We start from the raw sequence: 14,249 nt of genomic DNA, 5'->3' as shown, positions 1-14,249 counted from the left end.
TACTCCGTAGGTTCAGAACGTCGCTTGCAGGTTGAAATGCAGGCGCGATTCCTGTTTCGAGGTGTTCGGTCCTTCGAGCAGCGGGTAGCCCCAATCCAGGCTGCCGGAAAGCCATTTGCTCAAGCTCGCGCGGGTGCCCAGGCCAACACTGGCCAGGGCGTAGTCCGCGTCCTGATCGGGGAGCTCGTCACGCAGGTACAACTGGGCCCCTTCGGCGAAGGCATAGAAGCGCCATTCCTGGACGTAGCTGCCCAGGTACTTGGCGAGGGATGGCGTGCGCAATTCTTGAGAGAGCAAGTAACCGTCGTCACCGGTGCGCTCGGCCACCAGGTAGCCGCGCACCGAGGTTGCACGCCGGCGGAAAATTGCTCGTTGGAGACCAGCGGCCCGGACGCCAGCTGGAACGCGGCTTTGGTCGCGGTCTGCCAGTCACTGTCGAAGGAGTAGGTAAAATTGGTGTCGCCCTTGAGCACGGCAAAACTGGGGCTGGCGCGATAGCGTTTGTAGTCGAAGTCTTCGTCGGAGCTGCCGTATCCCAGGAAACTGCGCGTGCCGGCCACCAGGCTCAGGCCCAGGCCCAACTGCGAGCTTTCGGTGTAGCGAAAGCCGTTGTAGGCGAAGGTGAACGGCGCGTACTTGAGCGGCACCTTGTCGCTGTCGCCGCCGAGTTCGAGTTGCTCGTCGAAGTCCTTGAAGTCGATCCCTGCCGACAGCGAATTCGACCAGTTGCCACTGGATGGCAGCGTGTAGATCGCCGATACGCCGTAGGAGTGGCCCTTGCCCAGGACATTGCTGCCGCCGATGGTCGCCACGTTGCTGTCGGACTGATAACCAGAGAACTGCGCACTCCAGCGCTCGCTGAGCGGCGCGATGTAGGAACCGGACCAGACCTTGGCATTAGACGTATCTTGCGGCGCGGTGAAGAAGGTCAGCGAAACGCTGTGCCCCAATTGCCACAAGTTGTTGTAGCCGAGGCTGGCGACGCTGCGCAGCTTCTCGGTGTCGGCGCTGTAGTCGTTGTTCAGGCCGAGGCTGGCCTGCCAGGGATTCTGGTCTTCGACCTGCAAGTCCACGTCCATCGTGCCGGGTCGCTGGCCTTCGCGTACCAAGGGCATCACCTGCCGACCCGGGGTCTTGTTGAGGTGCGCCAGTTCGGTCTGGACCTTGGCAAAGTCCGGCACTTCGCCTTCCTTCAGCGCCGGCACGTCTTCACGGATTGCTACCGGTGAGTAATGCTTGGCGCCGACCACGCGCACCCGGCCGACCCTGGTTTCACTGACTTGCAGATAGACGATGCCTTCCTCGACTTGCTGCTCCGGCAACTCGACGAACACCGATTGATAACCTTGGGCTTGATAGACTTTCTGCAAGGCATCCCGGGCGCCTTCGATATCGCCCAATGTTTTTTGCGGACCGAGAAACGGGTACACCGCTTCTTCGATCGCATGGGCATCGAGCACGGTATTGCCGCGCACGAAGTACTCGTTGACGTCCACCAGCCTGGCCGGTGCCGCCGATTCAGCGCTCTCCGCTGCCCACGCCGGCTGTACGCCCGCCGTCACCAGCAGCCAGCCCCACAGCGCCAGCCGTGACTTGAAAAAATAGTCCACACCACCCCCTGAATTCGAAATACCGGTAACTGTCTGCGCTGCGGCAGGCTGGCTTGATGGCCCTGCTCCCGGCGTCCCGCCATCGGCTGGAAAAGTGGCCTTTTCGACCGCCTCAAGCACGTCACATAGGCATGACCGGGCTGGCGATGTGCTACCGAACTTTTGTCATGAAAGCTTCATTCAACGCGCGGGGGTGAGGGTTGAAATGACACTGGTCGGGACAATGGAAAACCTGTGGGAGCGAGCTTGCTCGCGATGAGGCCCTCAGATTCAAGATTAATGTCGACAGATCGGCCGCCATCGCGAGCAAGCTCGCTCCCACAGGGTCTTGTGTGAATTTCAGGGAAAAAAAAGGCGGCCCGAAGGCCGCCCTCATCGCTCTACACAGGTTTTACAACGTCAGGTTGCCCCGCTCCTCTTGCGTCAACTGCCCACGCGCACGCTCATCCAGAGTACCGGCGCCCAACACCTGCACCGGGCTGTTCGGGTTGTATACCGGCGTTGGCGCTTGACTCGCGCCATCACGGGTCGGTGCCTGTTGTTCAGCGCCGAAACTCAACACCTGCACGGTGAACACCGAGGCCTGGTTATGTCGCGCCGCGGCCTGCTGTTGACGCGACATATCCTCGGCCGCCTGAGTAGCGGACGTCGCGGCCGAACTGGCCGAAGTGATCGCACCGGTGTTCACCGACGCCGTCACCGGTATCCCAGACGACTTGCCCTGCACCTGGATGTTCGCCGCGTTGACCACCCGCAAGGCGATGATGTTGATGTTGCCCGACACCCGAATCCCCGCCTCGCCCGCATCGATCGTACCCAGCGGCGCGATCAGATCGATATCCCCCGGTGGCACCTCGGCAATCGGATTGAGGGTGGCGATACCGGCGCCGGTGCTTGGCACCGTCGGCGACAATGTCACGTTGCCCCAGGTGTCGTAGACACGCTTGGGCGGCGTGAACACCACGGTGGTTTTCGAACCCCGGCCGGCGTTGATGTCGCCTTCGGCCGACCAGCCGAGAATGCCGCCGCCGAACGTGGTCATCACCCGGCTCTGCCCCAACAGAATACTGCCCTGGGAATACAGCTGGATATTGCCCTCGCCCTGAGTGACGACGCCGGAGGTGGACGGCGGCGCCGCACCTTCGACGCCGAACACCTGTCCCCCACCGGGGGTGAGCATCTGGATGTCGCCACCAAACAGCGTCTTGACACCCGCGCCACCGTACAACGTGATGTCGCCGTCGTAGCGCAGGGTATTGCCCGCCACATCGGTAGTCGGGAACAGCGCGGCAATCGCGTTGCGGCCACGCAGATAACTGCCCTGACGCGGACCGCCCTCGTCGGCGTATTCCATGCCCCCGGCACGCAACTCGGCGAAGTACACCTGGCGCGCGAATACCGCTTGCTCAGCACTCGGCAGTGCGGCATACAACGCCCGGGCCTGCTCTTCGTTGCCGTTGAAGCCGTAGCCCAGGGTCAGCCAGGCGCGCAGTTCTTCATCGTAGGTCTTGACCACCTTGCCCGGTTGCGCTGCCAGTGGCGAGCCGCTGACGGCTTGATTTTTCGGGTCCAGGTAACGGGCGATGAAGTGCGAATAATCCAGACCTTCGGCCCCTACGCCCGCCTGCAACACCAGGCTTGCACCCGGACGATTATCACCCGCGCGAACCGGCCCGATGCTGGTGATGCTGGCGCGGTTTTCCATCTGGATGTTGCGTCCGGCGGTGATCTCCAGGGTGCCGGGGCCAGCGACGTCGAAGCTGCTGTAGATGATGTCGCGGCCGGCGGAGACGCGGGATACGTCGTTTGCGTTGTTGTGGATGAACAGGTTGCCGGTGGCGGTGATGGTGCCATTACCCATAGCATTTCCGAATACTTGCACTGGCTGGCCCAGGTACGTTCCCGAGGCAACGATATCGCGACCCGCTGACATCCATACCGGCCCGGCCCCTTCGTACCAGGTGCGTTGCGAAAGCGCGAAACTCAAGGTCTCGCCGGTACGAACACCGACCAGGTCGCCCGTTAGTGCGTAGAAACGCGCCGGCCCCTGCGTACCCATCAATCCTGAATAGCTGTCAGGGCCGAAGGCAAACAGTGGATAACGCTTGTTGTCCTCGGCCACCATCCCGTCGGCACCGCTGTTGGACATCAAATTTATGATCCTTGTGCCCGAGTAGGTGTAGCCATTGAAAGCTGGAGCGAATGGCGTGGTGATAGAAAGCGGGCTCGCACCCGACTGATTGATGGAATAGCCACCCGCGTAGATGGAATCACCTGCCAGCAATTCAAGCTGCCCGGCATTCGACGGTGCCAACAGCAACGAATAAGACGTACCCGGGAAGTTGTCCCCACCACCGTAATATCCAGCGGATGAACCGACGTAGATAGAACCTTGTCCGGCTACCGCGCGCAGGATTGACGGCATTACGAAGCGGTTATCCGTCGGCGAGGTATTACTGCCTCCCGGGATAACCGTGTTGACGTTCTCTGCCATCAACGTACTCGGAGTGAGGTTACCGCCCGCCGAAAACAGATCGATTGCCGTGTGATCCGTCCATAACGAGAACCCTGTCATACCACCCCCCGCATGCACCACACCATCAGGCGTCGTGAATGGCGTGGAGTTCTGCAACACCACCCGGCCAGGGTCCGCGGCGCCGCCCAGCACCAGATCACCGCGGGTATTGAGGCGCATGCCCGAATCTCCAGGGATCAACACCAGACCACCGCTGGCACTACTGGTGGTGGCAGTGAACGGATCGTAGCCTCGGGTTTCACGCTGGTCCTGAAATCCGGAGAAGTAGCCATACTGCAACTTGACCCCGCCCGCCGCGGACGCCGTCAGTTGTGCATCCCCCCGCAGGTTAATCAGCGCTCCCTGCAAATCGTGTTGTGGTGTGCCGTACCCCGACGTGCCTGCCCTGGCCGCCAGTGAGGGGTTGAGTGTGCCGCCTACGCGGATGTCGATGTCGCCACCGCCGGTCAATTGCACGCTACCGTCGCTGCCCACACGCCCGGTACTGCCAACGGCTACGATCAGGCCCTGGCTTCGCGGGTATTGATTTCTGGTGAAACCGTCTCCCATCGGCCTGAGCATGCCACCGTCCCCTCCTGCACGCAGGCTGATGTTACCGCCCCCCAACGTGCCGAACCCGGTGAACCCCACCAGAAAAGGTGCGGGATCTTTATCCGCTGCAAGAAAGGGTTGGCTGGCGTAGCTACCAAAATTGATCCACCACGCCGTCGGTACGTCGTTGTTGCCAGTACCCTGACGCCATAGCCAGTTACCCACGGCAACGCTGGGAACTTGCTCGCGTGTCATCCCTAAGGTTGTGGTGTTGCGTCCAACAGCATCACCGGAAACAGAACCGCCCGCGTTGATCGTCAGGTTACCGCCCATCTGCGGGAACCAGGCCTGATACAGGCTATCGCTGCCGCCATCGACCCATTTTTCATAGTCGCTGCCGGCATTGCCCAGTACCGAGCCATCGTCCGCCACTCGCCCGCGAGCCTGGTTATAACGAGGATCGATATTGCTGGACTGAGTGCCGGCGGTGTACACGCCGAAAGGTGAATCCATGCTCAGGTTGCCGGCGGCCATCAGGTCCAGATCGCCGGTGCCGGTTCGCAGTACGCTGAACATTTGAGTGTGGGCGTTGACGGCGGTGCCTGGTTTGCTTTCAAGGCAAAGCGACGGATCAATATCAACGCACCAAAACATATCATCGGCGCTAATGGGTGAGTAATCGGGATATCCCATGTAATTGCCAGGCGCCCAAGTCCATTGAGCCATCGGTGCACACGCTGTAGCGTCAATGTCGCAAATAACCAGATACTCATCAGGGACAGGCTCGTACGGAGCAAACCCATAAACGTTGTCCACACTCCATACCAGCTTCGCGGCCGTTTCGATCACTTTGAGACCGTAGTGAGTATCGGCCAGTCGCAAGTTACCCTCAGTGGTGACGGGCTTCACCGCTCGATTGTCAGCCGCATCCAGATCCGCCCCCGCTACCACTCGCATCGACCAGGACGCACTGCCCGATGGCAACATGCTCGCCACCGCCCAATTGCGCCCTTGCTGGGTGCCGCTCAGTGGGCGCAAGTCGATATACGCCGTACCATCCGCCAGCTTCACATCCGTCATGGATGGAATCAGCGAACCACGCAAAAGTGCCAGCGAACCGCTGAGCTTCACGCCCACCGTTGCGTTGTCGAAAAACGTACCCGGCAGTGGCACGCCTTTGGGCCACTGCATGCCTTGCATCGCGGTGGTCTTGTTCAGCCGCGTACCCGCGCCAAGAAGGCTGCCCGCTGGCAAGGTGACGTCGGCCCCCAGCAATGTGCCGGCGGCGTACAACAGATTACCCGTCGCGTCATGCACCGCCCCCGCCAATACCGTGCCGGCACTGAGCGTGTACGTCTCGGCCAGCACGCCCTGAGTTGGCAACAGCGTGCCACTGACCAGTGTCGCGGCCTGGATCGGCAAGTCGTAATTCAAGGTGGCGCCGATGGGGTATTGGGTACCGTCAGCGAGGGTCACACCCGCGCCTGGCACAATGAGGTCACCGCCAAACGGCTGCACACCCGACACCAATTTCCAGCCGGTGTCATCCACGGTTTCCGGTGGTGGTGCAAAACCGTCGTTGATGCTGCCGTAGATATCCAGATTGCCGCCGGCACGGATCACCAGGCTGCCGGACTCGCCGGAACCGTAGACCGAAGTCTTCTGGGTGTGCGGGTTGAGACTGGCGTAGCGGTAGCCGGACAAGTCCAGATCGCCTTGCACGACCAGATCGCCGTCAGCGGTTTTGCTGGCAATTTCCACACCGGGGCGCAGGTGGAAGACGTCGGCGTAGGTGGCGTTGTTCAGACCGGCCAGTTTGCGTTGCAGCAAATCGGTGTTGGCCAGGGCCGCATTGATGAAGGCGTTGCTGTCGAGGTGAATGCCGTCCAGATAAGCCTGATCGATGACCTGATACGGACGACCGCTGGCCGCCGGGTCGGTGCCGTCGGCGGCATCGATGTAGTGTCGCGTGGCGTTGAGCCCAATGGAGCGTGCGCCCTGGATGTTCAGCGCGCCACTGGCATCGATGGCGATGTCACCGGTGCCAATGCGCGGGGCATTCAGTTCCAGCGTGCCGCGCAAATGACCGTCATGCTGACCCGGCAAACTGCCAACGTCGACGTCCGTGCCATGCCGCAAATCGATCCGCGTGCCGGAAGCCAGCGTCAGCATGCCATCGCCGGAATTGAGTTCGACCATGGTGCGGTTCGGTGCGTCGATGATCTTGCCGTAACTGTCGAGCCGCAGCATGCGGCCATGGGCATCGAGCGCCGCGCTGCCGGCCACGGTCAGGCCGTTTTTGCCCGACAGGCGAATGCTGCCGACCCGCTCGCCGCTGGCGTCGATCAGGCCAACGACGGTGAGGCTGCCGTTGTCCACCGAGACATTGACTTCACCGGCCTTGAGCCCGTCGCCGATCACCAGGTTGCCCTGCTTGAGCTGGAAGCTGCGACTGCCGAACACCTGCCCGGCGTTCAAACGCTGGTTGAGCGCGGCGAATTCCCCGTTCAGATCACCGCTGGCGCCCAGGTGCTGCGCACGGATGTCCACACCGCCCGCCTTGTACGGCACCCAGGTGCCGCCGGCGTCGTAATAGCCGCTGCTACTGCCGAGGATTTCCCCCTGCAGATCCACCACCCCGGCGCCCGCCGCCAATGCCACGGCACTCAGGTTACCGGCCTGGTTGTTGACTGCCGACAGGTCGATGCGCGAGCCGGCGGCCTGGCGGATATTGCCGTTGCTGCTGTACAGGGCCACGTCGCCGCCCCAGCTATATTTCTTCACATCGTTGAACGGCAGCGTGCGCCCGGCCACGTCCAGATAAGCGCCACTGGTCAGGTTCACATCATTTTCGGCCTTGACCGCCAGTTTGCCGCTGGCCAGCGCGATGCGACCGTCCAGCACCACGTTGCGTGCTACGAGATTCAATTCCGCGCCCAGGGCATCGGCAACGGCAGTGCGATCGCCGGTTGGCGACGTCAGGGTCAGGGTGTTGCCCGCTTTGAGCAGGTTGACCGAACCGCCTTCGCCGCTGAGCAACGGCGTGCGCAGGTTGAGGTTGCCGCCGCTATAGGCATACCCCTTGACCGGGTCGTAAGCGCCTTGCTGTTCGTAAACCGCCAGGCTGCCCTTGTGGTTAGCGGTGATGCGTTCGCTGGCATTGAGGTTGACGTTGGCAAAACCCAGGGCCAAACGGTTGTTCTGATCCAGGCCATTGGGTTGTGGATTCGGACCGTAACCGACTCGATGCGTTGCGCCTGAATATCCAGCGTTCCATGGCCAGTGCCTGCGCCGCCGTTGACGACTGCGCCCGGGTTCTGGGTTGCGCCGTTCCAGATCAGGTTCTTAGTGCGAATGGTCGCCACATCATTGCTATCGCCCAAGCCATAGATGGCGGGCGACACCAGGACCAGGTTTTCCAGACGGCTCTTGCCGGTCTGTGGGTCCAGGGTGTCGAGGGTGACGCTGCCGATGAAGTTGAATGAATCACGGGTGGTCAGGCTCAGGGTTTCCAGCGCTGGCGCACCGAACTGTGTGTCACCGCGCAAAAGCCGATCGAGGACGTTCTGGTTCAGGGTCAGACCGGCAGGCAACCGGCTGCCCGCCGCTGCAAGTGCTTCGGCGCTACCGGCATTCACCGCACCGACGGCCAGTGTCAGGTGCCTGGTGCCGAAGCGTACCGCTTCACCGAGCTCAAACTGGTTGTCGGTGGCCGCGCTAATGCTGCCGTTGGAATAGAGCAATGAAGGGTTGATGCAACCCCGGTCCGGACAGGTACCGATCCGAATGCTACCGGCGCCCTCCATACCTGAGGGGGCCTCCGGCGCCAGCGTATTGGTCCAGCCGTTGGATACCATCAACAGGCTGGCTTTCCCAGGCTGATAGATGAAACCCGCCGTGGAGTCGTATGCCACATTACCGCGACCGAGGGTGTTGATGCCCGCCCCCGCCTCGACGGTGATGCCCTCAGCGATGCCGGAGGTCCACAGGGCAACTTCAGGTGCCGAGAGCATCGCCCCCTCACGCAGGGTAATGCTCTTGGCATCGCCTCTGAATTGAATGAAGTTGCCGCCCATGTCGTATTGCACATAGGGCGTTGCACCGATGGTCAAGCGACCGGCGCCTAGATTATTGAGGTCGTCGGCATGCAATGAAATGCCACCAACCCCCTGAATACTGGAGGCCCCGGCCCCGAGAATCTCAATAGTCGTCGAGCCCTTCACCACGGCGGTACCCAGCACACCGCCCTCGGCGGCTGCGAACAACGCCTTACCGTCGAAATCCAGGGCAATATCGCGCTCGCTTGGCTTCAACCAGAGCGTCAGCGATTTACCGTCCAGGGACGTCTGCCCCCGTGGCACGCTGCGACGCGACGCGTCACTTTGGACGAATTGGTTGTAACTGGTTTCGTTGTACTGAGAATAGCGGCGCAGCACATCCGCCGAGGTCAGGATGACCTGGCTGGCGAGGCTGTCCCGCAGCCCGGTATTGGCAATCGACATCTGCCCGGCACTGGTCCAGGAGCCATTGCGCATTTTCAGCGCGCCACTGGCTGCGCTGGCCGTTGCCTGACCATTGACTTCAACCCGGAAGGCGCCGGGCAGCAGAGCAAAAGTCGAAGGCAACAGCGTGTAAGTACCGGCCGCCAGACCCGGCACACCGGCGCCGATGGTGATCTGCTGACCAATGCGTGGGTCGCTGGCCCCCACCTCGCCGAGCATCGGTGCATAGTTGCTTTGGTTGCCCGGGACGATGGCGTACACCGGATTGGTAGCCAGGCCCGGCAGGCTGAATGTGCCATCGGCGGCATTGCGCACCAGTGGATTGAGACGCGCATCGGTTGAACCGCCACGCCCGGAGACAAAGCCGACACCGCGCAAGTCACCCCCGCCTGACAGGTCGATCAGCGAGCCCGCTTGCGCGTTGACGTACTGCCCCATCAGCACCACACCGGTCATTTCGTTGGCAATCCCTTGCAAAATCACGGACTGACCGTTGTAGCGATAGTCTGTGCCATCGGTTGTGCCGCCATAAGGCATGACCAGGCCCGCACCACTGACCGACGTCACGCTACCCGGCAACACATTAACTGCCCGGGTGCTGCCATAAAAATCAGAGCCCAAGCTGATCAAGCCCAATGGCGCACGGACGACCCCGCCCTGCTCGATGTTGCCTCCTGTAAATGCCAGCCTGCCAAACACCGAATAAGGCAGCGCTGCCGGCACCGATCCGTTGCTGCTGATCGTTAACGTACGATCGAGGTCCATGGAACCCTGGCCCTGATAACCGAAGCGCACTTCCGACCAGACCCTCGTGCCCGGATAGATCTGGGCTGCGCGCAGGTGCAGGTCGCCCGCAGTCCACACAGAGGAACCTGCTTGCAGGTCCGGCTTACCCAGGAATCGCATGTCACCGTGACTGTCGAGGGTTACCCGATCAAAACTACGGCGACTGACGGGCATGTCCGGCCCGGAGAGTTGCTTGATCACTCCCGCCGTGCCAAACGACAGGTTGTTACCCAGGTCAAGCAGATCGGCGGTGGCGCTGAATTGTGCAGACGCCACCCGGTCCGTCGGATTGTTCATCACTCTTGGACGAATACCGACTTGTTCGTCGTAGAAACCCGGGCCGGACAGGCGCATATAGGATGCCGCCAGATTGATGCGCGCGGCGTCTTTGGAACTTTCGGCCAACGATAACGAACCGGCGTAGAGGCTCAAGCTCTGGTTCATGTGCAGGTCGACATCACCGTCGAACGTGATGAAACCATTGCTGAACAGGCTCAGGCTGTCAAAACTGCCGCTCATCAGCTTGTCCGCGCTCAATCGGGCGGCACCATAGCGAAGGGCTCCGGCAGACTCGCCCGGCTGCAGTTCAGCGGGTAAAAGTTCACCGGCAGGCCCTTGGCCAATGATCATTTCCCTGGGCGAGCGTACGTCGTTGCCTATCTGGTCACCGCGATAGGCCGGCGTATCAAGGACAATTTCCAGACGTCCACCGGCTGCGCCGCTCCCCCCCGCTGCGGCGTGCAGGTCGCCCTCGATAAACAAGCCGCTGTACGAACTCAAGGTAATTCGTCCGCCATCCCTGGCGACGCGAGTCTGCCCGGTTCCGGGAATATCCAGCACGGCTTCGGCGCCTGAAGCCTCCAGGCGTGCTCCGGGCCGTACGATCACAAAGGCATCGGCCGACGTCGCAGTGGCCGCCTTGGCGTCGATTTCGCCGCCAATGATGATGCTGCCACCCTTGCCCACCTGACCGTAGACCCGGCCCTGGGCATCGACCGCTGTGTTGGCACGCCCGGCGACATCCAGCACCGCGTGATCACCGATCCAGATCGAACGTGCGTGGGCCTTGGGATCGGCAAGCTGCGAAGCGTCGGCAGCAGCGTACTGTTGCTGACGAATGTCGATGGTACCGCCCCAGGCGTTGAGTTCACCGTCAACGGTGATCTGGCCGGCACTGCGCAGGTTAATGCGTTGACCGGGGTCGACACTGATGCGCGAGCCCTGGCCGATGGTCAAGGAACTGTTGGCCGGGTCTACCTGGTTGACTTGGCTGGTGCCCGCTTGCAGTGACAGGCTCGCGGCTGCGCGTTGGGTCAACACGCCCTTGACCGGGTCCTCCTGGAACAGGGTGGGTGTCCACACCTGCAGCGCGTTCACCGGGTCGACGCCGCCGGGTTGGTCCGCTGCCGAGGCGGCGAAGCGGTAAACCGGCATCGACACGTCGACAACCGCATCTTTTGCCACTTGCAGCGTCGTCAAGCCAATGACGTTGTAGGCGGAGAAACCCTTGTTAAACGTGTCCGCTGCCAGTTGCAGGGTGTGATCGGCAACAGGACCGTCGGCCGCGCCGATCAGCACCTTGTTGGCCTGGATCTTCAGCGTGCCGCCGCCCGTGACGCCATAACCGCGCACTTGGCCGTCCATCACCAGTTGCGATTGACCCGGCACGCGCTCCGCGCTGGACTCGAGGGTAACGTCGCCGCCCTTGCCGCCACGGGTCTTGCCATTGGCCAGCACAGCGCCGCGGGACGACACGTCGATAACACTGCCACTGGCCAGGGTGATATCGCCGGTACTGCGGATCGACACCACGCCACCGTTTAGCCAGGCCGGGCTGTTGACGTCGGTCGGGTCGTTACGCAAGTTGGCCCAGACGCCACGGGTATCCAGGTGCACGCCTTGGTCTACGGTCACCCGCGACGGCGGCAGGCTGGCTACCGCCAGACCAGTACCCAGATTCAGGCTACCGGCGCGCGCGACAAGGTCGGCCTTGACTTGCACATCCTGGCCGAACAGGGAGATGTCGCCACCCGTATCGACGGTCACGGTTTCATTGACTTCAACCTGGTCCCTGGCCGCCACTTTCAACGCGCCAAGTCGGAAACCATTGAGCATATCGGTATCAAGAAACAGCTTGCCCTTGCGGGTATCGGACACCGCGCCAACCAGTCCCAGGTCATTGCCATCGGCGGGACGCTCGCCACCGATCTGCACCTGATCAAGCATGGCGAGGTGCTGATACACCAGGCCGTTGGTAGCGGCCGACCAGCTTGGTTCATAACTGCCGACGATCAACTGCGCCCGACGCGCCCTGGCAGTCTGCGCCTGGTCATAACCATCGAGCCCCGCGCGAGGTGCCTGGATCTGGCGTTCGCCCTGGAACACTTCGCCCACCAACTGGCCATCGAGCACCGCGTTATGGGTAGCGATCACCAGTTGCCCGGCATCGCGGCCGATGGTGTAGCCGGACTCGGCACGCCTGCTCGGAGCGATCAATGGGTTGAAGAAGTAGTTGGTCTGGCCCCAGCGTTCGCTGTGGTCCTCAAAACCCTGGTAGAGGCCCGTGTAGAGAATGTCCCCCGGCGCCCGCGACACGTCATACAAGCGCCCATCCGCGCCACGCAACCAGCTCTGGCGGATGAAACCGCTCTGTACATCCAGGGTGCCGCCGGACAGGTTGATCAACGAGCCCTTCTCGGTGACCACATCGTTGCCGCTGAAATTCACCGCGCCGCCCTGGGCCATCCACTCGCCGATGCTGTGACCCTGAGTGCCGAGGTAGCCGCCCACTTCCAACAGGCCACCCGCGGTGTACCAGCGATCGGTGGCATAGCCATGGGTGCCGGCGGGCACGAAGATCAACTCGCGCTCATCGACCCACATGTCATTGTTGTTGAGCGCGCCGCTCTCGCGGTTGCCCGATGAATCGCGCTGCTCGTTGCCCTGCACGTTGATCTTGATGTTGTTTGCTTCCATCGCCACTTTGACGCCGAGTGCCCCCGACACATCGATCAGCGCGCCGTTGCGCACCAGGCTGCGCTGCCCCGCCGCCACCGCGACCTGCCCCCCGGTGGCGAGGGTGACCGAACCGCTCTGAAACTCGACGGTGCCGCCGCTGCCGATGTCGATGCGCGACTGGTCACTGCGGATACGGTTGTTGCCATTCACCCCGGTCAGCGCGGCAGTGTGCTGGCTGTCCAGCGCGGTGAGGTCGCTGCTGTCGAGCAGGATCGCGCTGACGCCGTTCTGCCCGAGGGTAACGCTGCCCGTGGTGTCCGTGGCCGGGTTGAGCAAATGGAGGGTGCCACGGGTCGATACCGAGGTACTGGCCAGCAACACGCCGTTTTGCAGCACCTCATGGCCGGTCATCGTTATGTCGCCGGTGGAGGACTGGATCAAGCCTGTGTTGCTGACCTTGCCGGAACCCTCGACCTTGAACCCCGGAATCACTTCGCTACCAAAGGTGGTGGAAAAACCGTTGCCTTCGGTGCCAGAACCCTTGCGAATGTAGAAACGGTCACCGGCGCCGAGCACGGTCTGGCCCTTGGCGGTGCTGATGGAACCGGCGTTTTCCACTTCGTTGCCGAGCAGCAGAACGTCGCCACCGGAGTCGGTCGAAAGCGTCGGTTGATGGGTTTCGATCCGCGCACCGCGCTCCACCAGCACGTCGCCGGCGGCATCGGTAAAGGTCGGCTGGCTGCCGGTGCTGTCGTAGTACAGGCCACGTTCGCGGAATTGGGTATCGCTGATATGCGTCGCAGCCGCCACCAGGTTGCGCACGTTGACCTGGCTGGTGCCGCTGAACACGATGCCGTTGCGGTTGATCAGCATCACCGTGCCGTCGCCCTTGATCTGGCCCTGGATCTGGCTTGGCCGCGCGCTCGGGTCGTTGACGCGGTTGAGTGCCGCCCAGTTCGATTGCTGGGCGAACTCCACGGTGGTGTTGCGCCCGACGTTGAAGGTTTCCCAGTTGAGAATAGCCTTGTCGGCGGTCTGCTCGATCTTCACCGTGGTCTTGCCATCGGCCTGGGACTGTTGCGGCCCCTTGGCGTTCTGCCAGCCCTGGGTCAGGCCGGTATCGACCTTCAAGCCACCCTCGCCCATGCCGTCCGGCACGAACTGCACGGTGGCGAACGCCGCTGCCCGCCCGGCCGCCTGTGCGGCCTGTTGCGCGGCGATGGCGGCCACGGTGTTGTTCAGCGTCTGCACCGAGCGCTCCAGTTGCTGCCGGGCGCGCTGCTGCTGCGCCAGCGGCGGTGTCATGCCCGGCAAGCCGCCACCCGG

2 pseudogenes are annotated in these 14,249 nt (G+C 62.4%); both read right to left on the bottom strand.

Annotation, left to right across the window (positions count from 1 at the left end):
• Positions 1 to 12: 12 nt before the first annotated feature.
• Positions 13 to 1,610 (bottom strand): annotated as a pseudogene (locus BZ163_RS06600) (ShlB/FhaC/HecB family hemolysin secretion/activation protein).
• 391 nt (positions 1,611 to 2,001) lie between these two features.
• A pseudogene (locus BZ163_RS06590) lies at positions 2,002 to 14,249 on the bottom strand (filamentous haemagglutinin family protein); the annotation flags it as partial.

This window comes from Pseudomonas sp. VI4.1, from assembly GCF_002029345.1.
Taxonomy (GTDB): Bacteria; Pseudomonadota; Gammaproteobacteria; order Pseudomonadales; family Pseudomonadaceae; genus Aquipseudomonas.
This window is presented reverse-complemented; position numbering and strand designations above follow the sequence as displayed.